Annotated in this window: 26 protein-coding genes; 3 read left to right on the top strand and 23 right to left on the bottom strand. The window is 62.0% G+C overall.

The genetic code is table 11. From position 1 onward, the window contains the following. The 15 genes from bamB to EDF71_RS10925 form a co-directional block, all read right to left on the bottom strand. On the bottom strand, positions 1-1152 hold the full coding sequence (gene bamB / locus EDF71_RS10995; RefSeq protein WP_133856623.1) for an outer membrane protein assembly factor BamB: 1152 nt from the start codon (positions 1150-1152) through the stop codon (positions 1-3). 22 nt (positions 1153-1174) lie between these two features. Further along, positions 1175-1819, bottom strand: coding sequence for a tetratricopeptide repeat protein (locus tag EDF71_RS10990; protein ID WP_133856622.1), 645 nt, complete (start codon positions 1817-1819; stop codon positions 1175-1177). A gap of 50 nt (positions 1820-1869) precedes the next feature. Next, entirely contained in the window at positions 1870-3174 is a 1305-nt protein-coding gene (hisS, locus tag EDF71_RS10985; protein ID WP_133856621.1) for a histidine--tRNA ligase, read from the bottom strand. A 61-nt stretch (positions 3175-3235) separates the two neighbouring features. Further along, positions 3236-4480: a flavodoxin-dependent (E)-4-hydroxy-3-methylbut-2-enyl-diphosphate synthase gene (gene ispG / locus EDF71_RS10980; RefSeq protein ID WP_133856646.1), complete on the bottom strand. Its 1245-nt coding sequence runs from the start codon at positions 4478-4480 to the stop codon at positions 3236-3238. 33 nt (positions 4481-4513) lie between these two features. Continuing rightward, positions 4514-5419, bottom strand: a complete 906-nt coding sequence (locus tag EDF71_RS10975; protein ID WP_133856620.1) for a helix-turn-helix domain-containing protein — start codon at positions 5417-5419, stop codon at positions 4514-4516. Beyond that, positions 5416-6198 carry a type IV pilus biogenesis/stability protein PilW gene (gene pilW, locus EDF71_RS10970; RefSeq protein ID WP_243854259.1) on the bottom strand — a complete coding sequence of 261 codons (783 nt, stop codon included), beginning with the start codon at positions 6196-6198 and terminating at the stop codon, positions 5416-5418. Before pilW ends, EDF71_RS10975 begins: the two co-directional genes overlap by 4 nt. Before the next feature lie 76 nt (positions 6199-6274). Beyond that, the gene (gene rlmN / locus EDF71_RS10965) at positions 6275-7396 is read right to left on the bottom strand and encodes a 23S rRNA (adenine(2503)-C(2))-methyltransferase RlmN (protein ID WP_133856618.1); all 1122 of its coding nucleotides are present in this window, start codon (positions 7394-7396) and stop codon (positions 6275-6277) included. Positions 7397-7455: 59 nt separating this feature from the next. Further along, positions 7456-7881 carry a nucleoside-diphosphate kinase gene (gene ndk, locus EDF71_RS10960; protein ID WP_021027513.1) on the bottom strand — a complete coding sequence of 142 codons (426 nt, stop codon included), beginning with the start codon at positions 7879-7881 and terminating at the stop codon, positions 7456-7458. Between the two features lie 79 nt (positions 7882-7960). Further along, entirely contained in the window at positions 7961-9415 is a 1455-nt protein-coding gene (locus tag EDF71_RS10955) for a pseudouridine synthase (protein ID WP_133856617.1), read from the bottom strand. Then, positions 9405-10283 carry an SMC-Scp complex subunit ScpB gene (gene scpB / locus EDF71_RS10950; RefSeq protein WP_133856616.1) on the bottom strand — a complete coding sequence of 293 codons (879 nt, stop codon included), beginning with the start codon at positions 10281-10283 and terminating at the stop codon, positions 9405-9407. Before scpB ends, EDF71_RS10955 begins: the two co-directional genes overlap by 11 nt. A 198-nt stretch (positions 10284-10481) precedes the next feature. Then, a complete protein-coding gene (locus EDF71_RS10945) occupies positions 10482-11549 on the bottom strand; it encodes an RluA family pseudouridine synthase (protein ID WP_133856615.1) in 1068 nt (355 codons plus the stop codon). Beyond that, entirely contained in the window at positions 11549-12394 is an 846-nt protein-coding gene (locus tag EDF71_RS10940) for a peptidoglycan DD-metalloendopeptidase family protein (RefSeq protein WP_133856614.1), read from the bottom strand. The genes EDF71_RS10945 and EDF71_RS10940 overlap by 1 nt, the downstream gene beginning before the upstream one ends. Before the next feature lie 11 nt (positions 12395-12405). Continuing rightward, on the bottom strand, positions 12406-13086 hold the full coding sequence (locus EDF71_RS10935) for a protein-L-isoaspartate(D-aspartate) O-methyltransferase (protein ID WP_243854263.1): 681 nt from the start codon (positions 13084-13086) through the stop codon (positions 12406-12408). A gap of 116 nt (positions 13087-13202) precedes the next feature. Beyond that, complete coding sequence (surE, locus tag EDF71_RS10930) at positions 13203-13979, bottom strand: 5'/3'-nucleotidase SurE (RefSeq protein WP_133856613.1); 777 nt, start codon at positions 13977-13979, stop codon at positions 13203-13205. Positions 13980-14220: 241 nt separating this feature from the next. Further along, complete coding sequence (locus tag EDF71_RS10925) at positions 14221-15120, bottom strand: LysR family transcriptional regulator (protein WP_133856612.1); 900 nt, start codon at positions 15118-15120, stop codon at positions 14221-14223. Between the two features lie 423 nt (positions 15121-15543). Here EDF71_RS10925 and EDF71_RS10920 point away from each other — a divergent pair, with 423 nt between their 5' ends. From EDF71_RS10920 to EDF71_RS10910, 3 genes are all read left to right on the top strand, one after another. Next, a complete protein-coding gene (locus EDF71_RS10920; RefSeq protein WP_133856611.1) occupies positions 15544-16077 on the top strand; it encodes a 2,4'-dihydroxyacetophenone dioxygenase family protein in 534 nt (177 codons plus the stop codon). 20 nt (positions 16078-16097) lie between these two features. Then, positions 16098-17342, top strand: a complete 1245-nt coding sequence (locus EDF71_RS10915) for an MFS transporter (RefSeq protein WP_243854258.1) — start codon at positions 16098-16100, stop codon at positions 17340-17342. A gap of 168 nt (positions 17343-17510) precedes the next feature. Next, positions 17511-18227, top strand: a complete 717-nt coding sequence (locus EDF71_RS10910; RefSeq protein ID WP_133856609.1) for an SDR family oxidoreductase — start codon at positions 17511-17513, stop codon at positions 18225-18227. A 74-nt stretch (positions 18228-18301) separates the two neighbouring features. On the opposite strand, the gene EDF71_RS10905 is transcribed toward EDF71_RS10910, so the two are convergent. The 8 genes from EDF71_RS10905 to EDF71_RS10870 all read right to left on the bottom strand — a co-directional run bounded on the left by EDF71_RS10905 (position 18302) and on the right by EDF71_RS10870 (position 25658). Further along, entirely contained in the window at positions 18302-19318 is a 1017-nt protein-coding gene (locus tag EDF71_RS10905) for an aldo/keto reductase (RefSeq protein ID WP_133856608.1), read from the bottom strand. A gap of 70 nt (positions 19319-19388) precedes the next feature. Continuing rightward, positions 19389-20345 (bottom strand): Gfo/Idh/MocA family oxidoreductase, encoded by a 957-nt coding sequence (locus tag EDF71_RS10900; protein WP_133856607.1) that lies wholly within the window; start codon positions 20343-20345, stop codon positions 19389-19391. 77 nt (positions 20346-20422) lie between these two features. Beyond that, a complete protein-coding gene (locus EDF71_RS10895; protein WP_133856606.1) occupies positions 20423-21289 on the bottom strand; it encodes a class III extradiol dioxygenase subunit beta in 867 nt (288 codons plus the stop codon). Between the two features lies 1 nt (position 21290). Then, entirely contained in the window at positions 21291-21722 is a 432-nt protein-coding gene (gene ligA / locus EDF71_RS10890; protein ID WP_133856605.1) for a protocatechuate 4,5-dioxygenase subunit alpha, read from the bottom strand. 76 nt (positions 21723-21798) lie between these two features. Then, positions 21799-22716, bottom strand: a complete 918-nt coding sequence (locus tag EDF71_RS10885; protein ID WP_133856604.1) for an amidohydrolase family protein — start codon at positions 22714-22716, stop codon at positions 21799-21801. A gap of 13 nt (positions 22717-22729) precedes the next feature. Then, positions 22730-23413 carry a 4-carboxy-4-hydroxy-2-oxoadipate aldolase/oxaloacetate decarboxylase gene (ligK, locus tag EDF71_RS10880; RefSeq protein WP_133856603.1) on the bottom strand — a complete coding sequence of 228 codons (684 nt, stop codon included), beginning with the start codon at positions 23411-23413 and terminating at the stop codon, positions 22730-22732. Positions 23414-23441: 28 nt separating this feature from the next. Beyond that, positions 23442-24470 carry an amidohydrolase family protein gene (locus tag EDF71_RS10875; protein WP_133856602.1) on the bottom strand — a complete coding sequence of 343 codons (1029 nt, stop codon included), beginning with the start codon at positions 24468-24470 and terminating at the stop codon, positions 23442-23444. Positions 24471-24539: 69 nt separating this feature from the next. Beyond that, the gene (locus tag EDF71_RS10870) at positions 24540-25658 is read right to left on the bottom strand and encodes a 4-oxalomesaconate tautomerase (protein ID WP_133856601.1); all 1119 of its coding nucleotides are present in this window, start codon (positions 25656-25658) and stop codon (positions 24540-24542) included. Between the last annotated feature and the right edge of the window lie 12 nt (positions 25659-25670).

The following is a 25670-nucleotide window of genomic DNA, read 5'->3' as shown; positions in this document are numbered from 1 at the left end:
TTACTCGGGCCGAAAGCCATACACCGCGCCATCATTCGTCTGCACCACCATGGTGTTGCCCGCCAATACCGGTGCCACGGAAATACCGGAGCTGTTGGTAGAGAAGCGGTTGAGCGGCGAGCCGTCTTTCTTGGACAGCATATGCACCGTACCCGAACTATCACCAAAAATCACAGAGCGGCCCAGCACCAGCGGCTGGCTCAGCTTGCGGTAGCGCAGGCGATTGCTCGTCCACACCACACTGCCACCATCATGCGCCCAGGCCGTGATCACGCCATTGCCATCGGCACCGGCCACCACGTCGGCATCGCCGGAGATCCCGTTGATGCCTTCGGCACGCACGGTCCAGCTCAGCTGCGCCGTGGATGCATCGATACAGCCGACGGCCATCTGGTAGGCACGCGTGCACAGCACCGAACCTTCGCGCGACACGCCACCCACCAGTTCCACCAGACGTTCGACGTCATTGGTGCCACGGGGGCTGGCAATCGGCACTTCCCAGCGCAGTGCGCCGGTGTTGGGATCGATACCGACAAAGCGGCCCGACACGCCAGCGACCAGGGTGTCCTGGTAGGCGGTCAGCACGCCGCTTTGGCGCAGCACCAGCGCTTCGCTGGTCTTGGCCTGGCTCCACAGCGCTTGGCCGGATGCCGCATCAAAGGCCTGCACCGAGCGGTCCGCGCTTTGCACGAAAATGCGCTCGCCCGCCACCAGCGGCGCGGTATAGACACGCGCTGGCAGGCGCTTGCGCCACATTTCCTTACCCTGGCTCAGGGCGACCAGGTTGCCGTCTTCGGTCACCACGGCAGCCCATTTGCCATCGCTGCCCACGCCGGCCGAGAGCTTCTGGCCCACGTTGACGCGCCAGAGATCGGCACCGGTATCGGCATTGACGGCAGCCACATGGCCATCCGCAGAGGCCAAGGTCACCACCTTGCCGCTGACATTCATCACCAAGGTGGGGTTGCTCTTGCCAATGCGCTGTGTCCAGACCTGCTGCACGGACAGCAGTGCGACATTGGGCTCAAGCTCGGCAGGCTTGCGCTTGTCCGACGAGAACAAAGAGCAGCCCGCAATGGCCAGAGCCACTGCCGATACCGTCAAAACCTTGGCTGCAGCAGCTGCTGCAGCATATGCCTGTTGTTGTTTCATGCGCACTGCCTTCTGCCATCCATCACTTCAGATCTTCGCCCAGCGCATTGAGCTTGACGGAGATCACATTGCGGTATTCCACGCCTGGTTCGGTCTTTTGCAAAGCCGCCTTGTACGACTCGATGGCTTGCGCCTTGTCGCCCTTGGCCAGGTAGACATCGCCCTTGTGGTCTGCGACCACGGCATCGAACTCGGTCGGCATCTTGGTGCCCAGCACCTTGAGCGCCTCATCATAGGCCTGGCTGTTGAGCAGCACGGCTGCCAAACGCACGCTGGCGGTGGCCTTGAGTCCTTCGTCCGAAGCATTGTCTGCCACCCAGGTGAGCGCTGCCTTGGCATCGTCCATCTGGCCCTTGTCACCCGCCGCCTTGGCGACCAGCAGGCCGGCATGCGCCGCCTGGATGGTGCTGCCGTAGTTGCTGCGCAGGTCGCCAAAGGCCTGGTCGATACGGGTCTTGTCACCCGAGTTGACGGCCGACTCGACCGCCGACGACAGCGCGCTGGCCTGCGAGGCCTGGCGGTTCTGCCAGTATTGGTAGCCATTCCAGGCGGCAAAGCCACCCAGCACAATCACCAGCACCGTGGTGATCAAGGTGCCCCACTTGTTCCAGAAGTGCTTGAGCTGGTCTATCTGTTCCTGTTCTTCCAGATCTAAATGCGTTGCCATATTGTTCTAATGGAGTTGAATCAAAAAATTGCTTGCAGCCGAGGCTGCGCTCATGCGCGCAATTGCGCTGCCCAGTCGGCCACGGCGTCGATCGCACGTTCGGCCTGGGCACCCTCACCATCGCGCAGTTGCTTGACGGTCACCATGCCACGCTGCATCTCGTCGCTGCCAAAGATCAGCGCGCAAGCGGCGCCGCTGGCATCGGCCTTCTTGAACTGCGACTTCATGCTGCCCAGGCTGCCTGCCACGGCCGAGCCATGCATCTGCACCCGCACACCGGCTTGTCGCAGGGTCTGGATCACGCGCATGGCTTGCGGCAGCAGTGCTGCGTCCGGCAGGATAGCGTAGGCGTCAATAGACGGGCGATCCCACTGGATATTCAGCTCCTTGATCAGCTCGAGGACGCGCTCAATGCCCATGCCCCAGCCCACGGCCGGCGCGGGCTTGCCGCCAATCTGCTCGATCAGGTAGTCATAGCGGCCACCGCCACAGATCGTGCCTTGCGAGCCAAGCTTGTCGGTGATGAACTCGAACACCGTCAGGTTGTAGTAGTCCATGCCGCGCACCAGGCGCGGGTTGACCGACCAGGCCACGCCATTGGCGTCTAGGATGTCCTGCACGGCCTTGAGGTGGGCCTTGGAGTCGTCACCCAGAAAATCCAGCAGCTGGGGCGCGGCATTGACCATGGCCTGCATCGCCGGATTCTTGGTGTCCAGCACGCGCAGCGGGTTGCTGTACATGCGGCGCTTGCCCTCTTCGTCCATCACATCGGTGTGCTGTTCGAAATAGGCCACCAATGCCTCGCGGTGCGCGCGGCGCTCCTCGGGCTGGCCCAGGCTGTTGAGCTCCAGGCGCACACCTTCAATGCCCAGGTCCTTCCAGAGCTGCGCGGCCAGCAGGATCACCTCGGCATCGAGCTCGGCGCCGCCAAAGCCCATGGCTTCGACACCGACCTGGTGGAACTGGCGGTAGCGGCCGCGCTGCGGCTTCTCGCGGCGGAACATGGCGCCGATGTAAAACAGGCGCTTGCCACCGTCATACAGCATGTTGTTCTCGACCACCGCACGCACCACGCCGGCCGTGCCTTCGGGGCGCAGGGTCAGGTGCTCGGCCTGGCCGTGCTTGTCGGCCCGGTCTTCGAAGGAATACATTTCCTTCTCGACAATGTCGGTCACCTCGCCCAGACCGCGCACAAACAGCGCCGTGTGCTCGGCCAGGGGCGTGCGGATGTTGCGGTAGGCAAAACGCCCCATCAAATCGCGCACCTTACCTTCAAACCATTCCCACATGGCCGAATCGGGCGGCAGGATATCGTTCATGCCTTTGATGGCGGCCAGCTTTTCATTCATGCCCATGGGCTTCAATCTCTCTGTTCAGTATGCTTGCAAACACTTGCCAGGCCAGCAAGTGCAGCTATCAATTATCTACCTTGGCAGCACCGTAGCGGCGCTCCACATAGGCTTGCACGATCTCGTGGAACTCCTGCGCAATGCGGTCACCGCGCAAGGTCAGCGCCTTTTCTCCGTCGATAAAGACGGGGGCCGCGGGCGATTCGCCATTGCCCGGCAGGCTGATGCCGATGTCGGCATGCTTGCTTTCGCCGGGGCCATTGACGATGCAGCCCATCACGGCCACCTTCATCTTTTCGACGCCAGGGTACTTCACGCGCCAGACCGGCATTTGCGAGCGCAGGTGCTGGTCGATGTCACGCGCCAGCTCCTGGAAGGTGGTGCTGGTGGTGCGGCCGCAGCCCGGGCAGGCGGTGACGCTGGGCACAAAGCTGCGCATGCCCATGGCTTGCAGAATCTCGCTGGCCACCACCACTTCTTGCGTGCGGGCCTCGCCCGGCTGCGGGGTCAGCGACACGCGAATGGTGTCGCCAATGCCGTCTTGCAGCAGGATAGCCAGCGCAGCGGCTGAGGCCACCGTGCCCTTGGTGCCCATGCCCGCCTCGGTCAGCCCCAGGTGCAGGGCATAGTCGCAGCGTGCGGACAGGCCGCGGTAGACCGCCACCAGATCCTGCACACCACTGACCTTGCAGGACAGGATGATCTGGTCGCCGTTCAGGCCCATTTCCTCGGCACGCTGTGCGGAGGAAATGGCCGAAGTGATCAGCGCCTCGTACATCACCTGGCGCCCATCCCAGGGCACCGCGCGGCGGTTGTTCTCGTCCATCAGCTCGGCCAGCAGTTCCTGGTCCAGGCTGCCCCAGTTCACGCCAATGCGCACGGCCTTGTCGTACTGCATGGCCGCCTCGATCATCTGGCCGAACTGCTTGTCCTTCTTATCGCCCTTGCCCACATTGCCGGGGTTGATCCGGTACTTGGACAGCGCCTTGGCGCAGTCGGGGAACTCGGTCAGCAGGCGGTGGCCGTTGTAGTGGAAGTCGCCCACCAGCGGCACGTTCTCGCCCATACGGTCGAGCTGCTCGCGCACATAGGGCACAGCTGCTGCGGCCTCCGGTGTGTTGACGGTGATACGCACCATCTCCGAGCCCGCCTGCGCCAGCTCCTTGACCTGGATGGCTGTCTCGATCACATCCACGGTGTCGGTATTCGTCATCGACTGTATGCGCACGGGCGCATCGCCCCCCACCGTCACCACACGGTCACCCCAGACCACACGGGCCTGGCGACTTTTGCGGGCGGCCGGCGCCACCATGGGCACGGGCAACAGGATGTTCTCTTCTTGCACTTAATTCACCTCAAAACGGGCGGTGCTGCCCTTGGTCACTTTTTTCAGATCAAAAGCCGACCCGCGCAGCTGCATCTCCACACCCACCGCATTGCCCACGATGAGCTTGAGCGGCGGCGTGGCAGCGATATCTTCGTTCGTGCCGGCACGGATGGTCTTCTCAAACACCACCTTGCCACTGGCCTCTTTGACCTGCACCCAGCTGTCCTGGGTGGCCTTGAAATGCAACATAGGCGCGCCTTCTGCAGGCGCTGCCGCCACCGGGGCCGCTGCGGCTGGACCCACCGGGCCTACCAGCGCAGCAGTGGCACCCGCCTCGGCGGCACCGTTGGCGGGTGCCTCAGGCACCGGATCGGTAGAGCTGCCGCCCAGTGCGACTGGCTCGGACTGGTCAGCCACGCCGGCGACGTTGTTGGAGCGCGCAGGTGCCGGGGCAGAAGCCGCGGTGGAGCTCTTCCAGTAGTCCGCCAGCTGCGGATAGAACAGCACACCAACGGTCGCCACAATCAGCAGTACCACCACGCCCATCCAGGGGAAAGGCTTGCTGCTGGGGAAATCATTTTTCTTGCTCTGCGCCGGGCCCACGGCCACGCGGGTCTTCACGCTTTCAACGCCTGGGCTCAGGTCCTTACCGGGCGGCTTGGGCAACTGGGCCAGCACGGGAGCGGGATCGATCTTGAGCACACGGCACACGGCCGAGGCCAGCGCGCGCACAAAGACCACATCCGGAAAGGCGCTCCAGTCGCCCGCTTCCAGCGCTTCGAGCTTGTGGACGGACACCTTCAGGTGCGCGGCCACGGCAGGCAGGTGGTAGCCCAGCTCTTCGCGGGCCTGGCGCAGCATCTCGCCAGCACTGAGGGCTGCTTGGTTTGCGTTCGTTGCTTCTTGGATATCAGACTCGTTCACAGCACGCCTCCACCAGCGATACGTGCCGCCTCTTTGGAGTCGGGGAAACGCTTTTGCAATTGGGCCGCCAGCGAACGCGCGCTCGCTCCGTCACCCAGGGCTTTTTCAATTTGGATACCGAGAAACAGGGACTCGGAATTGGCCAGCTCGCCATTGTTGAGGCGGCGAATATAGAACTGGGCGCGGCGCGGGTCGCCGCGCTGGTTCATCAGCTTGGCCAGGTTGAAGCTGACGACCGGATTGCCGGCGTCGTACTCATAGGCCTTGAGCAGGCTGGCCTCGGCTTCGGCCGGCTTGCCGGCAGCTTCGTGGCACAGGCCCTGGGCCATCAAGGTCTTGGCTTGCTGGAAATACTGGCGCTGAACCAAGGCCTGGTTGAAGTAACGGTCTGCCGCGTCGTATTTTTTCTCTTGGCAGAGCAACCAGCCATGGTTGTGCATGATGTTGGCATCAGTGGGCTTGAGCGACTGCGCCTTGCTAAAGCTTTCGTCTGCAATATCGGGCTCGCCCAGCTGCATGTAAATGAGGCCGCGCATGTTGTAGGCGTCACCACTGTTGGGGTCCAGCGCCAGCACCTGCTTGATCTCGTCCAGCGCGATCGTGGTTCGGCCGGTCTGGAAATAGCTCGCTGCCAGCTCCAGGCGGATGCGTGCACGCCGATGGATTTCGGTCTCATCGGATTGTGTGACATAGGCGGCATCCTCGCGGGCCGTGTTACTGGCGGTACCGCAGCCCGACAAACCACCCATCAGGGCCAAGCCCAAAAAGGTGGCAGCCATGAGGCGATGCACCCTCGGTTGCCCTGTTGTCACAGCCTCTTGCATGCACACCCTCCTCAAACTGATTGGACTATTTCTAGACTTGTGCCAGCGGTATGACCCGGTTCTTGGCCATGCGCTCCGCCGCTTTGGTGCGGTCTTTCACATCGCCAGCGAGCTGGCCACAGGCCGCATCGATGTCATCTCCCCGGGTCTTGCGCACGGTGGTCACGACGCCCGCATCCGAGAGCATCTTGGCAAATTCGGTCACCCGGTTGGCAGGTGATCGTAACAGACCAGAGGCTGGAAACGGGTTGAATGGAATCAAATTGAATTTGCACCAGGCCCCGCCGTTGCCCGCATACTCTCGCACCAGTGCTATCAATTGCTGGGCATGCTCGGGTTGGTCGTTGACGCCGTCGAGCATGCAGTACTCAAAGGTGATGAAGTCACGCGGCGCAAACTCCAGGTAGCGGCGGCAGGACTCCATCAGCTCGGCGAGCGGGTATTTCTTGTTCAGCGGCACCAGGCCATTGCGCAAAGGGTCATTGGGCGCGTGCAGCGACACGGCCAGCGCCACGGCGCAGTCTTGCGACAGGCGGTCCATCATCGGCACCACACCCGAGGTGGAGACGGTCACGCGGCGGCGCGACAGACCATAGCCATGGTCATCCAGCATGGTGCGCAGCGCGGGCACCAGGGCCGTGTAATTTTGCAAGGGCTCGCCCATGCCCATCATCACCACGTTGGAGATGATGCGCTCATCGCGCCCCAGGCGCTTGCGCAGCGCGTGTTCGGCAAACCACAGCTGCGCCATGATTTCGCCAGTAGTCAGGTTGCGGCTGAAGCCCTGGTGCCCTGTCGAGCAAAAGCGGCACCCCACCGCGCAACCGGCCTGCGAAGAGACGCACAAAGTGCCACGGTCATCTTCGGGAATGAATACGGATTCGACGGCATTGCCGTCACCCACGTCGAACAGCCACTTGACCGTTCCGTCGGTGGACACGTGCTCAGTGATCACGGGCAGTGCCGTGACATGGGCCGTGCCCTTGAGTTTTTCGCGCAGGGACTTGGCCAGATCGGTCATCTGGTCGAAATCGGCTGCACCGCGCTGGTGGATCCAGCGAAAAAGCTGCGTGGCCCGGAAGCGCTTCTCTCCCAGCCCTTCGCAAAAGGCGGTCAAACCAGCCAAATCAAAATCAAGCAAATTGGTGGTCATGGATATACGCTCGGGCCACTTACCTATGCCACGCGGCCATACGGCCGCGTACATGTCAATTAACGGGAATAAACGTTCATGCCGGGGAAGAAGAACGCCACTTCCACAGCGGCGGTCTCAGCGGCGTCAGAGCCGTGCACGGCGTTGGCGTCGATGCTGTCAGCGAAGTCAGCGCGGATCGTGCCCTTGTCAGCCTTCTTAGGGTCGGTAGCGCCCATCAGCTCACGGTTCTTCAGGATGGCGTTTTCGCCTTCCAGAGCCTGGATCATCACAGGACCGGAGATCATGAAGTCCACCAGATCCTTGAAGAAAGGACGGGCAGCGTGCACAGCGTAGAACTGCTCAGCGTCTTGACGCGACAGTTGCACCAGCTTGGCGGCCACGATCTTCAGGCCAGCAGCTTCAAAGCGGGCGTAGATTTGACCGATAACATTCTTAGCCACTGCATCGGGCTTGATGATCGAGAGGGTACGTTCGATTGCCATAATAAATTTCCTGTTGATGGATTTTTTGCTCTAAAAGCAAACCTTTGATTGTACGGTGTCCTGGAAGTCAGCGGCGTGACTACGACCTTCCACCGCGCTTGAATCCGCCACCGCTCTTGCGTTGGCCCTGGCGCTGACGCGTCAGGCTGTCATGACCGATGTAGCCCAGCGAGGTCTTCATAGGATCGGGCTGGGTGTTGCGCTTCTCGGGCGCCTTGCGCAAGCCACCACCCCGGGTGTTCTTGGCCGGGCCCACCGATGGGCGCGGGCCGTTGTGCTGGGGGCGGTTGTCACTGCGGCCACCGCGTCCGGCGGAATTCTGCTCACGCGGCTTGCGTTCAGCAGCGCCACCGGCAGCAATCGTCAGCGCCTGGATATCGTGCTGGTCCAACTCGACCCAGGAGCCACGGCGCAGACCGCGCGGCAGCACCATGGCGCCGTAGCGGATACGGATCAGGCGGCTGACCGCGTGACCCACCGACTCAAACATACGGCGCACTTCGCGGTTGCGGCCTTCGGAGATGGTGACCCGGTACCAGCAGTTGGCGCCTTCGCCACCGCCGTCGTCGATGGAGCCAAAGCTGGCCACACCGTCTTCCAGGTTCACACCGGCCAGCAGCAAGGCCTTTTCTTCATTGGTCAGGGCGCCCAGCACGCGCACCGCGTACTCACGCTCCAGGCCGAAGCGCGGGTGCATCAGGTTGTTGGCCAATTCACCGGAGTTGGTGAACAGCAGCAGACCTTCGGTGTTCAGATCGAGACGGCCAATGGACTGCCACTTGCCATGCGAGACGCGCGGCAGCTTGCGGAACACCGTGGGGCGGTTCTGTGGATCGTCATGCGTCACCACCTCGCCCACGGGCTTGTGGTAGGCCAGCACGCGCGCTGGCGGCTGCTCGATGCGGAAGGTGATCAGCTTGCCGTTCACACGGATCTTGTCACTGTGCAAAATGCGCTGACCGACGTGGGCGGGCTCGTTGTTGACGGAGATGCGGCCTTCCAGAATCAGGCGCTCCATCTCCAGACGCGAACCCATGCCAGCCTGGGCCAGCAGCTTGTGCAGCTTGGGGGCTTCCACATGGGGCTGCAGCACGCGCTTGACCGGTGCGGGTGCATCTGAGTCTTCCGCTGCTTCCAGCGCGCCGGCCACCACGTCTTCGAAGGCATAGCCTTCGGTGTCGGCATCGCGTTGCGGACGGCCTGCAGGACCACGGCCACGGGCGGGAGGCGCGTCGCCTTCTGCGCTCTGCGCATCACGCGGCTGTCCATCACGCTCGCGGAAACGGCGGGCACGGGCCGGGTAGCGGCTCACGCGCTGCTCGCCATCGCGGCGCGCACGCGGCTCGGCGGGCTGGGCATCGCCATCAGACTCGCCGGCATCGGCGCCAGCCGCCTGGGATTCGTCGGCCGCTGCCGCTTGCGCGGGCACGGCACGCTTGCGCGGCGCACGGCGCTTTTCTGACGGGGCAGCACCTTCTTGCAAGGCCTTATCTCCGTCCTGGGGCGCATTCATATCGCTGGTATCACTCATCATCTTTTTGCTTTTCTACCCCGCCTGCTGCGGAATTATGTGCATCGTCATCACGGTCCAAAGGATCCGCATCTTTGTCTTCAACCCCGGCGGTGGCGGCATCTGCCTCGCCACCGGCCTCCAGAGCCTCGGCCGCCCTAGCGGCGGTCGCATCTTCTTCATTAGCAGACCCAGCCTCAGGCAAAGTCTGCGCATCCTCTGCGTCTTGCAACGCATCGCCACCGGCAACCGGCGCTGCCATGGCCATGGACTCACCCACCAGCTCGAAAGCCTCGGCATCCGCTGGCCCTGCCTCCTGCGGCGCGGCCTCGTCTTGCGGCGCTTCCAGCGGCAGGCTGTCAAACATGGTCTGCGACTGGTTGCTGCTGTCCAACTCGGGCAACTGGTCCAGCGATTGCAGGCCCAGGTCATCCAGAAACTGCCGGGTCGTCGCCAGCAGCGCAGGCCGCCCGATGGTCTCCCGGTAGCCAATCACTTCCACCCAACCCCGGTCTTCCAACTGCTTGATGATCAAGCTGTTGACGGTAACCCCCCGGATATCTTCGATATCGCCACGGGTCACCGGCTGCCGATAGGCAATGATGGCCAGGGTCTCCAAGGTCGCACGCGAGTACTTGGGGGGCTTCTCCGGGTGCAGGCGATCGAGGTACTCGCGCATCTCCGGCCGGCTCTGAAAGCGCCAGCCCGATGCCACCTGTACCAGTTCCACCCCGCGGTGCGCCCAGTCCAGCTGCAGCTCCTGCAGCAGCACCTTGAGCGTGTCCGTTCCCAAATCATCCGCAAACAATCCCCGTAGCTCACGCACGGTGATGGGCTGGGGCGCGCAGATCAGCGCAGTCTCCAGCACCCGTTTTGCTTCCAAAGTATGCATGCGATAAATCCCTGTTGGCACGCCAGCGCGCAGCTGCGTGTTGAGACAAAGGAATGCGTATCAAGAGGGCCGCGTTTGCATGGCCAAGATCACGGCGAAGGCATAAGCGCCCATAGCCGTCGGCACTGGGCGCCACCGATGCAGTGTGCAAACCAGGTGTTTGCGCTGGCTGAAAAACCAGACCTGCAGGGGTAGCGCTTAGGCCAATTCCGCCAAATTATACCGAAGATCCCAATTTTCCATCGCCGAGGTGATATCGGCAGGTGGCATGGCGAACCAGGACATGCTCTGCCCGGTGACCGGATGCACAAAGGCCAGCCGCAGCGCATGCAGGGCTTGGCGCTCCATGCCGGCGACTGGTGTGCCGCCGTAAAGCGTATCGGCCAGCAGCGGATGCTGGAGCGAGGCCATGTGCACGCGGATCTGGTGGGTGCGACCGGTGTGCAGGCTGCAGAACACCGCGCAACCTTGCTGGCCATTGACCAGCAGGCGGATATCGGTACGCGCCGGTTTGCCCGGGTGTTGGGCCAGATCGACCGCCGCCATGCGCAGGCGGTTGCGCGGATCGCGGCCAATCGGCAGGCTGACCGAGGTCTGCGCCGCACCCTGCCAGGGCTTGTGGCCCAGTGCCAGGTAGTTGCGGCGCACATCGCGTGCAGCAATCAGCTTGACCAGCGCATCCATGGTCTGGCGCTCGCGCGCCACCACCATCAGGCCACTGGTGTCTTTGTCCAGCCGGTGCACGATGCCCGCGCGCGGCAGCTGGGCCGCCTTGGCGTCATAGGCCAGCAAGGCATTGAGCAAGGTACCGCTCCAGTTGCCTGGTGCGGGATGCACCACCATGCCGGCCGGCTTGTTGATGATGAGCAGGTGCTCATCCTGGTAGACCACATCCAGCGGAATGTCCTGCGGCAAAAAGGCCTGGCTTTGCTGCGTGGGACGCAGCTCAACCACCGCCTGATCCCCGGCCTTGACCTTGGCGCTGGGCTTGAGGCCCGATTTGCCATTGACCAGCACCGCGCCTTGCAGCAGTAAGGCCTGCAGGTAGCTGCGCGAGAACTCCGGCACCCACAGCGCCAGCGCCTTGTCCAGGCGCATGCCGTGTTCATCCACACCGGCCACGACCGTGCGGCTTTCCCAGGTCTGCGACTCGACCTCCGCCGACTCTTCATCCCCTTCTGTCGACACCAAGGCGGTGTCCTCCAAATGGGAAAAGCCGACATCGTCGGCGGGCGGCGATGTCGACTTCGAGGAAGTGCCCGGCATCAGCGGGAAGGCAGGTAGCGCGATGGATCGACCGGCTTGCCCTGGCGGCGCACCTCAAAGTGCAGCTTCACGCGATCAGCGTCGGAGCTGCCCATCTCGGCAATCTTCTGGCCCTTCTTGACCACCTGGTCGTCCTTCACCAGCAAGGTCTGGTTGTGGGCGTAGGCAGTCAGGTAGGTGTTGTTGTGCTTGATCAGAATCAGGTTGCCGTAGCCGCGCAGGCCGGCACCGGAGTAGATCACGCGGCCATCAGCGGCGGCCACCACCGGGTCGCCGGCCTTGCCACCAATGTCCAGGCCCTTGTTGCGCGCATCGTCAAAGCCGGCAATCACGGCGCCCGACGAAGGCCAGATAAAGCCCAGGTTGCCATCGGCTGCGGCGGGTGCAGACGCTGCTGCCGCAGGTGCGGGAGCTGGTGCAGGCGTAGCCGCTGGCGTGTTGGCGCCCGTCACCGCAGGCGCCGTGGCTGCCGGGGCAGCGCTGGCAGTAGTGGTCACCGGTGGCACCACGCGCAGTACCTGGCCCACTTCGATCACGTTTGGATTTTCCAGATTGCTCCAGCGGGCGATGTCGCGCCAATTCTGGCCGTTGTCGGCGGCGATGCGCATCAGGGTCTCGCCGGGCTTGACGGTGTAATAACCGGGCTTGCCAGCGTTTTCTGCGCCAGGCAGGGTTGCGGGATCGATGCGCGGCGGCGTGGCCGAGGTCGAGGTCGGCGCGCGGCCGGCCGAAGAGCCCCGATCTTCCACGGGCGCCTGGTTCAGCGATGTACTACCGCATCCTGCCAGCACCATGGCTGCCACCACACTGGCACCCCACGTCAAAACACCACGTGAATCCAACATACCTATCCTTCTTAACCAAGCCCCGATTTTAGGGGCACGAAATGAACATGCTCCAGAACCGTGCGCTGAAACCCATCAGCGCTGCGGTCCACGACGAGCAAAACCTGTTGCTGGCCCGGCCCCATCACCGGGGCCACGAGCCGGCCGCCTTCAGCCAGTTGGTCACACCAGGCCTGGGGGATCGAATCCCCACCAGCCGCTGCGATGATGCCGGCATAAGGCGCGCCTTTTTCAAAACCCAGCATGCCATCACCGAGGATCAGGTGCACATTGGCCAGCCGCAAAGGCCGCAGGTTGACCCGCGCCTTTTCATGCAACGCACGCAGCCGCTCAATGGTATACACCTCCTTGGCCATCAGGCTCAGAACTGCCGCCTGGTAACCGCAGCCGGTGCCGATTTCCAAAATGCGGCCCAGGCCCATTTTCCCCGCCGGTGATTGCAGCAGCAATTCACACATCCGCGCCACCACGCTGGGTTTGGAGATGGTCTGCCCCAATCCTATAGGCAAACTGGTGTCCTCATAGGCCTGAACCGCCAGCGCACTGTCAACAAACTGGTGGCGCAGCACGGAATTCATCACTTTGAGCACCCGGGTGTGCTCCACCCCCGATGCCGCCAGGCGCTGCACCATGCGCAAGCGCGCCGAGGTGAAATCCACGCTTTCCGGCCCCAGCGACTCGCGCACCGCCATCGGCACGGGCGACAGCTCTGCCGGCAGCCGGGCCCATTGCCGATGCACGTTGCTGGCCTGCGGCTTGGTGCTGACAGGCATGGCACCACGGGCAGGAAAGCCGGGCTTGCGCAAGGTCACCCTGGCACCTCCAGGTCCTTGCGCAGGCTGGTGGCCGTCTGCGCCCAGTAGGCCAGGCTCTCATGGTCGGTCAAGTCCACCTTCAGTGGGGTCACCGCCATATGGCCTGCCGCCGTCGCATGGAAGTCGGTTCCTTCGGCATCGTCCAGTGCCAGACCGGCATTGCCAATCCAGTACATGGTCTCGCCCCGGGGGCTGGTCTGGGTGATGACTTTTTCCGCCGAATGCCTGCGCCCCAGGCGGCAGAGCTTGAGCGGCTTGATCTGCGCAAACGGCAGGTTGGGAATATTGATATTGAGCAGCCAGGGCTTGAGGGTCACGAGCTTGGAGGCTTCAAACTGCTGCACCAGCTCGCAGGCCTTTTTGGCGGCTGATTCCAGCTCGCCCCAGCCCTTGTCGATCTGGGAGAAGGCCATCGCCGGAATGCCGAACAGATAGCCTTCCATCGCCGCGCCCACGGTGCCGGAGTAGATGGTGTCATCGCCCATATTGGCACCGTTATTGATGCCGGAGATGACCAGATCAGGCCGATAACCCAAGAGGCCGGTCAGTGCGATATGCACGCAGTCGGCCGGAGTGCCGTTGACATAGCGAAATCCATTGGCGGCGCGCTGCACATACAGCGGCGAATGCAAGGTCAGCGCATTCGATTTGGCACTGTTGTTGTGTTCTGGTGCCACCACCTCGACATCGGCGACGGCCTGCAATGCAGCATACATCGCCACAATGCCGGGCGCCTGATAACCATCATCGTTACAAAGCAGTATCTTCATGTCATTGAATCAGTTGCACTGCATTGTAGAGGTGCCAACACAGAACCCGAGCGGAGTGTGGCAGCAAAGCGACCTCCGGGCTGCACCTGCGGACGCTGTCCCGCTGAAACGGGTCCATGCACAGGGCTTCCGCATTGTAGTGAGGCCCGCCACCCTGCCCCGGTGCAGCCAGCACATTGCTACACAAAATTACGATGAAACCCAGCCTGGGATGACTCTGCCCTGCCACGGCAGGAACAGCCTAGGCCGATTCGCAGACCTGGGTCGTCAAATGGTGCAGCACGGCGGCGGTACAACGGACCAGCGGCGTGGTTTTGCGTTTCGCGGACTGTGCCAGGCACAGGTTGATCATCACGGCCGGCGCTTCGATCGGTGCCACTGCCAGCTGCGCGCCCAGCTCTTGCCCGTCCAGTGCGCTTTGCGTCAAGGCTGCGTAGCCATAGCCGCCCCGCACCAAATCCAATATGGCGGGCACGCTGGACACCTCCCACACCACATTGAGCTTGACCTGCGACAGCCGAGCCTGGGCCTCCATCAATTTGCGAAAGATCTGGCCGTACTGCGGCATGATCAACGGAAAAGCGGACAGATCTCCAAACGCCAGTGATGAGCGGTCGCCCAGCGCGCAGACTGGCCCGACCAGGCACAAACGCTCCTGAAGCACCGGCGCCGTTTCAATATGCGGCTGGGGTTCGGGCGAGTAGACCAAGCCCAGATCCATACGTCCAGAGGCCAGCCACTCCGCCATCTGTACTGACAGGCCTTCCACGATGGCGACGCGGGCCTTGGGCATCTGACGGCTGAACGCATCGATCAGCGGCAAAGTTAAGCGCCGGGCCAGGCTGGGGGGCAGGCCAACCACGATACGCCCTACCGGTTCATCGCGCTCGCAACCTAGGTCCTCCTTGGCTTGCGCCACATGCTGCAGGATGGCATGGCTGTGCTCCAGCAACCTGCGCCCAGCCTCCGTCAAGGTCACGCCGCGCCCGGTTCGGATCAGCAAAGTCTCCCTCAGCTCCATCTCCAATGCCCGCACTTGGCGACTCAGCGCTGGCTGCGCCGTATTGGACAGCATGGCCGCCTTGCTGAAGCTACCGGTTTCTGCGACCGCAACGAAGGTTTCAATTTGCTGCAAGTTCATAGCTAACCCCTGAAATTAATGGATTTTTAATAATTTTTAACTATTATTATGCCATTTTGCTATAGCTGCTAGCTTTGCTGCCACCTAGATGCCTAGGGTCATCTTCCTCAGAATGAGGCTCTGTTAAACGCACACAAGAGAAGGAGGCCCTCGGATGACACACACCTGGTTCCATGCCCTCAGAGGCAGCACGTTCACCAGCACGAACCCCAAACCCGCCATTCAAACGCCCAAAGCGGGCTGATGCGCGTCCGGCGGACAAGTCACGCGCGCTAGCTCAGTCCCCAAAGCGCAATACCAGGACATCCGGGCGCCACCCCAAGCCGCGCGACTTCATCACGGCAAACGGCTGCACCGCTCTCGCCCCTCAAGGGCAACACAGCAGCCCTAGCAACAGCCCCACCCTTACCCAAGGAGACACCCATGGTCGAAAAAGCCAATACCGAGTTCTGGCAAAGCCTCAGCCCCATCGCCAACCCCTTCATGCCTGACGCACTGCCCGAGGTCTACACCCCGAACGCAGTCCCCGACGACGAACGCCTGTACGTTCCCTTCACCGACACCGTGTTCTCCCGCCCCCTGTGGATTTCGCCCTCACAAAACAAATGGTGCGACATTCTGATGGCCAAGAAAGCCGGACTGGTCAACCGCCACTACCACCCACATGAAGTCTTTGCCTACACCATCTCCGGCAAATGGGGCTACCTGGAGCATGACTGGACAGCCACCAAGGGCGACTTTGTCTATGAGACGCCAGGCGAGGGCCATACCCTGGTCGCCTTTGACCACCCAGAACCCATGCGTGCCTTTTTTATCGTCAAGGGACCACTGATCTGGCTAGACGAGCAAGGCAAACCTGATGGCTACTTTGATGTGCACTCCTATATCGCCATGTGCAAGGCCCACTATGAAAAAGTGGGTCTGGGCGCGGAGGCCGTCGAAAAGCTCTTCCGATGACTGCCCATCTGGAGAACGCCATGCCCCCATCCCCTAACCGCTCTTGGTGGAGCTATGAGAACCGTCTGCTGCTGATCCTCTTCGTGACCTTTGGCTTTGTCTTTTTTGACCGCCTGGCCTTGTCCTTCCTCTTCCCCTTCATGCAGGAAGAGCTGGACCTGAGCCAAACCCAGCTGGGCATGATCTCCTCGGCCCTGGCCCTGACCTGGGCCATCTCCGGAGCGATTGCAGGTGCCTGGGCAGATTCGCGTGCCAAGCGCAAGGCGCTGCTGGTAGTGGCCGTGCTGGCTTTTTCCATCTGCTCAGCCCTGTCCGGGCTGGTGGGGGGCTTTGTCAGCCTGTTGGTGTTCCGTGCACTGATGGGCCTGGCCGAAGGCCCGGTGCTGCCAATAGCGCAGTCGCTGATGATCCAAAGCTCCACCCCATCCCGGCGCGGTCTCAACATGGGCCTGCTGCAGGGCTCATCCGCAGGCCTGATTGGCGCGATGATCGGCCCGCCCGTGGTCATTGGCCTGGCCACGCATTTTGGCTGGCGCATCGCCTTTTATGTCACCGTCATCCCTGGCATCCTGATCGCCCTGTCCATCTGGCGCTGGGTGCATGAGCACCCCGGAAAAGCCCCGGCAGCTGCACAGGCCAAGCCAGCACCCATCGACCGCTGGGCCCTGCTGCGCGAGCGGAACGTGTTGCTGTGCATGCTGATCAGCTGCTTTTTTCTCACCTGGTTCATCATCATCATCTCGTTCGCGCCCACCTTCCTCATCCAGTACCGCGAGTTTTCAGCCGGCGACATGGGCTTTGTGATGAGCTGCCTCGGCGCTGCCTGGGTGTTCTGGGGCTTTGCCGTACCCGCCATCTCCGACCGGATTGGGCGCAAGTCAGCCCTGGCTATCTTTGCGCCCATTGCAGCGCTGTGCCCCATCGCCCTGATCTATGGCGACTCCGTCACCGCGCTGGGCATGGTGGTGTTCGTCACCTATACCGGCTTGGGCTGCTTTACGCTTTTCATGGCCACGATACCGGCCGAAACCGTTCCACCGCAAGTGCTGACCGGTGCACTGGGCCTCATCATGGGCGCGGGAGAACTGGTCGGTGGTTTCCTGGCCCCGACGGTTGCAGGACTGGCGGCAGATCTCTACGGCCTTCCCGCTGCCATGTGGATATCGGCAGGCGGCGCACTCGTTGCAGGTGTGCTCTCCCTGGGCTTGGAAGAAACAGCACCCTTGGTGGTGTCAAAAAGTGCAGCTACAGAAGGCAGGCAATAACGCGCCCCCCGGACGGTGTCGACCCTCCCAGAGTCGTGCATGAACGGGCAGCGCAGCGCTTGAGGGCCATGAGCGTCCGCTCGGCCATACCGCAATAGAAACACGCACAGACCACGATACTGACGTCCCGTCAGCCACCGGATCGATACCAACTGATGCAGGAAACCCATGAACCTACTGTCAAACAAGCCATTCATTCTCGTGACCGGAGGGACCTCCGGGATTGGCGCCAGCACGGCTCTCCACTTCGCCGATGCAGGGGCATCGGTGCTGGCCTTGGGGCTGGATGCACAAGGGCCGCATGCACCATGCCATCCTCGGATTCAATGTCTGGAGCTAGATGTCTGTGACAGCGCGCAGCTGAAACAGACCATTGCCGAGCTGCCCAGACTGGATGCACTCATCAATGCGGCAGGCATCAGCCGGCATGAGCAGGAATACCAGCCAGAGGCTTTCCAGCAAGTGCTGCACATCAACTTGACAGCAGTGATGCAGGCATCCATGGCGGCTGCCACCCATCTGCTGCAAAGCAAGGGCTGCATTGTTAATGTGGCCTCCATGTACAGTTATTTCGGAAGCAAGGACCGCCCGGCCTACAGCGCCAGCAAAGGCGGCATTGTGCAGCTGACACGGTCGCTTGCCCAAACCTGGGCCGAGGCGGGGGTACGTGTCAATGCCGTCGCCCCAGGCTGGATTGCTACCCCATTGAGCGAAGGCTTGATGGCCGATCCCGACGCCTCAGCAAGCATTTTGTCGCGAACCCCTATGCAACGCTGGGGCCAGGCCTCAGAAGTGGCATCGGTGATCGGCTTTCTGTGTTCACCGGCGGCATCCTTCGTCAATGGTGCAGTCATTCCGGTCGATGGAGGCTATCTGACAGCCTAGGCCAGAGCGGTAGAGCTTGGAGGGCCGTTGTATCCGACGCCAAGCTCTAGACCACGCCTTTCCCTCCTGGAGGATCAGCGCTGTTCAAACGCATACTTTTCGGTATCCACCTCGCGCTGCGCAGCCAACGCATAGCGGTCTCCGGTGATGGCCTCTGGCGCGAAAAGCGCATCAAGCTCGGCCAGCAATGCGGCATCCAGCCGAACATGCCCACCTCGCAGATTTTCATGCAGATGGTTGATACTTGTCGTGCCCGGCAGCGCAATCACATGTTCGCCCTGGTGCAAGACCCAGGCGATGGCCAGCTCGGCCAGACTGCAGTCCACGCGCTCGGCAAGCGCTTGCATGGGTGCCAGCAACCGCAGGTTTTTGGCATAAGCTTCGGGCTGAAAACGCGGCATGCCGGCACGGATATCACCCGCCGCCCAGGTGGTGCCAGCGGGCAATTTACCGGAAAGAAAAGCCCGGCCCACAGGGCTGAAGGCCACATAGGCAATGCCTAGCTCGCGGCAGGCCTGTAAGGTGCCCAGCTCTGCATTGCGCGACCACAGCGAGTACTCGCTCTGCAAAGCCGCAATCGGGTAGGTAGCATGGGCGCGCCGCAGGGTATCGCTGCCCACCTCTGACAGACCGATAGCCCTGACCTTGCCCTCTTCCACCAGGCGCGACATCACACCGACCGATTCCTCGATCGGCACCCGAGGATCCCAGCGGTGCAGGTAGTACAGGTCAATGACATCGGTGCCCAGGCGCTGCAGACTGTCTTCGCAATTGCGGCGCAAAGTTTTGGGATGGCCATCAATCACACGGCGCACCACACCATCATCACCTCGGACACCGGCCATACCCCCCTTGCTGGCCAGCGTAATACGGCTGCGATGGGGCTTGAGCACCGGCCCCACCAGCGATTCATTGGCACCAAAGCCATAGAGTGCGGCCGTATCAAACAAGCTGACACCAGCATCCAGCGCCGCATGCAGCAGCGCTTGGGCCTGCGCTGCTGTGGCTGGGTGGCCATAGGCATGGCTCAGATTCATGCACCCCAGGGCGACAGGGTTTACCTGAAAAGGGCCAATTGGACGCTCACTCATCATCTCTCCTCAAAAACCAAAACCGCCCGCTGGAACTGGGGCGGGCGGTCAACAACGCGTCGAGCTGATGTTACTGCAACTGCTGCTCCAGCGCATGCAGAACCTGGTAGCAAGGCAGCACCTGCGTGATGCTCGACCTGGGATGTCGCCCTTCTCGAATCGCAGCAAAAAACTCGCGGTCCTGCAATTCAATGCCGTTCATCGATACATCCACCTCGGATACATCAATCGCTTCGTCCTTGCCATTGACCAGCTCATCGTAGCGCGCAATATAAGTGCCGGTATCGCCGATATAGCGAAAGAAGGTACCCAATGGCCCGTCATTGTTGAAAGACAGACTCAAGGTGCAGATGGCACCGCTTGCTGCCTTGAGCACAATACCGATATCCATCGCAATTCCCAGTTCCGGGTGCTTTGGGCCTTGCACCGCATGGGCTTGCACGATGGGGCTATCCGCCTGGTGGGCAAACAGGTCCACCGTGTGCGCGGCATGGTGCCACAGCAGATGGTCGGTCCAGCTTCGCGGCTGGCCCAGCGCATTCATATTGCTGCGGCGAAAGAAGTAGGTCTGCACATCCATTTGCTGGAGCTTGAACTTGCCCGCCTGCACCCTTTGCTGTATCCACTGGTGGCTAGGGTTGAACCGGCGGGTGTGCCCACACATCGCAACAAGGCCACTGGATTTTTGCAATTCCACCACCGCCAATGCCTCTTCCAGCCGGTCCGCCAGCGGAATCTCTACCTGCACATGCTTGCCGGCCAGCAGACACTGTCGAGCCTGGCTGGCGTGCATCTGCGTGGGCGTACACAGAATCACCGCATCCACCTCCGGCCCCGCCAGGCTGTCCTGCAGGTTGGTGGCGACATGTCCAATGCCATATTGCTCAGCCACCTGGCGCGCTTTGGACAGGTCCGGATCCACCAACGAGACCACCTGGATCCCGGGAATATGCTCGATACCATCCAGATGCTTTAGACCAAAGGCGCCCGCTCCGGCGAGCGCCACTTTGAGGGTGCGAAGTGTCATAACAAGCTCCAAAGGATCTGAGTGCCCAGGTCAGCGCCCGAGCTGTGCATACCGAAAATCGAAGACATCAACATCTCTCAACCGTTCTCTAGAATCAGGTGGCCAACGGCCGTGTTGGAGGCCGGCACATGGTAGAAGCGGTGTTTGACTGTGGGCAGCCTCGCGGGGTCCGCCACATCAGCCATGGCGCCACGGGCAATCAGCCACATCACCAGCTCAATACCCTCCGAGCCCGCCTCGCGCACATAGTCGATATGGGGCACCTTGGCCAAGGTCGCAGGGTGGTGGATGAGCTGGTCGAGAAAGCAGTTGTCCCACTCCTGGTTGATCAGCCCGGCACGTGCACCTTGCAGCTGGTGGCTCATGCCTCCCGTCCCCCAGATCTGTACGTTGAGGTCCTCGTCAAAGCTCTCGACCGCCTTGCGGATCGCACGGCCCAGATTGAAGCAGCGCTGGCCCGAGGGCACGGGGTACTGCACCACATTCACCGCAAAGGGAATCACCGGACAAGGCCAGGCACCCTCCGCGGGTTGCTCTCCGCACATCAATGACAACAGCACCGTCAGCCCATGGTCCACGTCCATCTGGTTGACGATGGTGAGGTCAAAGTCCTGCTGTATCACCGACTGCGCGATATGGGATGCCAGCTCTGGATGGCCGGCCACTGGTGGCACCGGACGTGGCCCCCAGCCTTCATCAGCAGGTTGGTAGCTTGCCGCAGTGCCTATCGCAAAAGTGGGAATCAGGTCCAGACTGAAGGCTGTGGCATGGTCGTTGTAGATCAAAAAGATGACATCAGGTAGGTTGTCACGCATCCACTGGCGCGAGAATTCATAGCCTTTGAAGAGCGGCTTCCAATAGGCTTCCTGGGTCTTGCCCTGGTCAATGGCCACGCCAATGGCGGGGACATGGGAGGTATAGACCGATGCGCTGATACGAGCCATTTCAGATCACCTCCTTGTCGCCACCGATGGATTGGGCAGTTGTGCCAGCGTCCTCGTGCATAAACCGATTTCCCTCCACCGAGCGGCCACCAGCAATCATCATTGCGCGGTATGCGTCTTCACTCATCCCCGTCATCGATCCCGCCATTTGCTGAAAGCTCTTGCCATCGGTGGCGCCGATCTTGACCAAAAAATAGATATTGCCTCCCGTGCGTATGCACCAGTTCAGATCCCGGGCCATTACCGCCTGCCGTTGCTCTTCGGTCATCTCCCATTCGTCAAGATAGGCCCGCTCGTCCGCCTTGAAGCGTTCACGGTTCTCGGCCTTCATCAAGGACATGCAAAACTGGTTGAGCCAGTAACCCATGCGTGACTGGTCCGCATCAAAAATGACAGTGCCGGGCACATCGAGATAGGGTTTTTCCAAAGCCATATTTTTCTTTCCATGTCTGTTATTGGTTCCTGGCCTGCATCTAAGCAGTGGACAGATACGGATTTCGTCAATGACCTCATGCGTCCTCAGGCCAGTACAGGCGCAGCGGGTTGTCCACCAGCAATTGCTGCTGTAGTGCCGGCGTGGGGGCGATTTGGGCGATGAAATCCACCAAAAGTCCGTCATCGGGCATATGGCCCTTCAGATTGGGGTGTGGCCAATCCGTCCCCCAAAGCACGCGGGTGGGAAATGCCTCAACCACCCGGCGCGCGAAAGGGACGACATCCTGGTAAGCGCGCTGCTCGCCTTGCAGAGCCTGTGGGCCGGTCAGCGACAGACGCTCCGGGCAGCTGACCTTGCACCAGATGTTGTCGTGCTCCTGCATCAGCTGCAGAAACAGGCCAAACTCGGGCCCATGCGCGGGTTTGCTGACATCCGGGCGCCCCATGTGGTCAACCACAACAGGGGTCGGCAGGCGGCTGAAGAAGTGCCACAGATCTGGCAAGTCTTCCGCTTCAAAATAGACCACCACATGCCAGCCCAGGTTAGCAATGCGCTCAGCAATCTCCTGCAGCTCATCTTGCGGTGTCACGTCCACCAGCCGTTTGACAAAGTTGAAGCGCACGCCCCGCACGCCGGCCAGATGCAACCCCTGCAGCTCCTGGTCGCTGACATGGCGCGTGACCGTAGCCACGCCCCGGGCCTTGCCGCCAGACGCCTTGCAGGCGTCGACCATGGCCCGGTTGTCCGCACCATGGCAGGTGGCCTGCACAATCACATTGCGCGCAAAGCCCAGATGGTCTCGCAGCGCAAAAAGCTGCTGCTTGCTGGCATCACATGGGGTGTACTTGCGCTCAGGCGCAAAGGGGAACTCAGCCGCCGGGCCAAACACATGGCAATGCGCATCCACCGCGCCGGGCGGCAAGGCCAAACGGGGCTTTTCAGGCCAAGGATGCCAGTCCAACCAGCCGGGGGTTTTGTGGGGAAAGGACATCGTGCCGCCCTCCTCAGTCGATATAGCGCAGGCCGGAGCCTGCCAGCGGGGCGCGCATCTGGTACAGATCCAGACCCAGGACACCCGCCGCCAACTGCACCCGCTTGGCTGCCTCCAGCCGCTCACGTTCCAGTGCGGTCTCCAAGGTCTTCATGGCCCTGGCTGCGGGAACGCAAACCACTCCGTCGTCGTCAGCCACCATCACATCCCCTGGGGTCACCCACATGCCGCCACACACAATGGGGATGTTGACAGACCCCAGCGTGGCCTTGATCGTGCCCTTGGAGGAAACGGTTCGGCTCCAGACCGGGAAACCCATCTCCTGCAAAGTCTTGGTATCACGGACACCGGCATCAATCACCAGGCCACGGGCGCCACGCGCCTGGAAGCTGGTGGCCAGCAGATCACCAAAATAGCCATCGCTGCAGGGCGAAGTCACCGCCGCCACGACGACGTCACCCGGCTGGATTTGCTCGGCAGCCACATGCAGCATCCAGTTGTCGCCCGGCTGCAGCAGCACGGTGACGGCTGTCCCGGAGACCTGCTGACCAGCGGCGATGGGACGCAGCGCCGGCCGCAGCAAGCCCACGCGGCCCATGGCCTCATGCACGGTGGCCGATCCTAAAGATGCCAACCCATCGGCAGCAGCACGATCTGCACGCTGGATGTGGCGGTAAACAACGCCGAGTTCATACATAAGCATTTCCTTGTCCATGGTGGGCGCTCTACCGCCCCTGATTGCGAAGTACGGCATCCAGACGCGGAAACACGCGGCGCGCGTTGCCTTCGTAAACCTGCCGGCGCTCTTCGTGGCTGAGATGGGGCGTTGCCTCGATGTAGCGTTTGGTGTCGTCAAAGTGGTGGCCAGTTTGCGGATCGATGCCGCGCACCGCACCCACCATCTCGCTGGCAAACAGAATGTTCTTGGTAGGCAGAACGCGGGTCAGCAGGTCAATGCCGGCCTGGTGGTAAACGCAGGTGTCAAAAAACACGTTCTGGAGCAGGTGCTCCTCCAGCAACGGCTTGTTCAGCGCCTGTGCCAGGCCCCGGAAACGCCCCCAGTGGTAGGGCACCGCCCCACCGCCATGGGGGATCAGAAAGCGCAAGCTGGGAAAATCCTTGAACAGATCACTGTCCAGACACTGCATGAAGGCCGTCGTGTCCGCATTGAGGTAGTGCGCGCCCGTGGTGTGAAAGCAGGCATTGCAGCTGGTGGAGACATGCACCATGGCGGGAATGTCGTACTCCACCATCTTTTCGTAGATGGGGGACCAGGAGCGGTCGGACAACGGCGGTGCCGTCCAATGCCCGCCGGACGGATCGGGGTTGAGGTTGATGGCCACATTGCCGTACTGCTCCACACAACGGACCAGCTCGGTAATGCAGCTACGGGGATCCACACCCGGGGATTGCGGCAGCATCGCGGCGGGCACAAAGTGCGCGGGGAACAGCTCGCTGACGCGAAAGCAGAGTTCATTGCAAACCTCCGCCCAGGCGCTTGAGGTTTCAAAATCGCCGATGTGGTGGGCCATGAAGCTGGCACGCGGGCTGAACAACGTCAGATCCAGGCCGCGCTCGCGCATCAGCTTGAGCTGGTTGTTCTCGATCGTCTCGCGGATCTCGTCATCGCTGATGCGCAGATCCGCAGCCCGGGGCGTATTACGCGAGTCTTTGATGGCAGCCATTTGCAGGTCACGCCAATGACCCAGGGCCGCTGGAGCGGTCGTGTAATGACCATGGACATCAATGATCATGCGGGTTCACTCCCTGTGTGTTGCAAGCCATCGCGCGGGCTGCGCGGCGGGGCATCGTGTGGCGCCGCATCATGCGGCCCCTTCCCAGACAGCGCTGGGCACCATCACCTCCCCGCGCATCAGCACCCGCGCGGTGCGCAGCAAGGCCACCTGGGGCGGCTCATCGGGCTGCGACGCGCTGCGGCTCAGCGTGACCGACATCAGCCCCGAGGGATGTTCGATGGCGATGGTCTCCACCGCAGCGCCGGCTTGCCGCTGGGCGATGCCTTCGCAAATAGAGCCCGGCAAGTGGATGGCGGTACCGACCGTGACGGCAGCCAAAACGCCGATACTCTCGTGGCAAACATGGGGGATAAAGCTGCGCGTGCAGATCGCGCCGCCTTGCCGGGGCGCCGCCACCATGGTCATCTTGGGATAGTTCTTGGCGGAAACATTGCCCAGACCCATTACTTGCGCTGCCTGCAAGCGCAGCGCCTCTACCCGGCGGCGCAGCTCGGTGTTGGCGTCAAGTTCAGCAACAGACTCATAGCCGCTGGCACCCAGGTCAGCCGCCTTGAAGATCACCAGCGGCATGCCGTTGTCGATGCAGGTCACCTCCAGGCTGAAAGGTTCAAAGCCCTCACCGGTCACGTTGATCCGCTCACGCGAATTGCCGGTGGGCAGCAGGCGCTTGCACACCGATCCAGCCGTTTCCAGAAAGCAGATCTCGATGGCTGCGGCAGTACCCGGTACACCATCGATGCAGGCGTCGCCGCCATCGATCAGCTGGCCGGCGGACAGCGGCAACGTGATGTCGGCCAGCATGCCGGTATTGCGTGCAAGTACGCGGAAGGTGGCCGTGTGGCCTTGGGCCTGGAGCATGCCCGTGGCCAGCGCAAAAGGTACTGCAGCGGCCAACATATTGCCGCAGTTGGGGCGGGTGTCGACCGTGTCCCGATCGGGCTGCACCTGGGCAAACAGAAATTCCAGATGCACCCCTGCTTGCGCCGATTTGCTGACAATGCCAATCTTGCTGGTCAGCGGATGCCCGCCGCCGATGCCATCAATCTGACGGCGGTCGGGGGACCCCATGGCCGCCAGCAGTACCCGGTCACGCGTGGCCACATCCTGGGGCAGATGGACGGCGTTGAAGAAGGCCCCCTTGGAGGTGCCGCCCCGCATCAGCAGGCAAGGAATCGCTGTTGGCATGGATGGTTCCCT

It is taken from the genome of Comamonas sp. JUb58 (assembly GCF_004364775.1).
Lineage (GTDB): Bacteria > Pseudomonadota > Gammaproteobacteria > Burkholderiales > Burkholderiaceae_C > Comamonas.
Note: the sequence above shows the minus strand (reverse complement) of the source record. Positions and strands in the feature narration are given on the sequence as shown.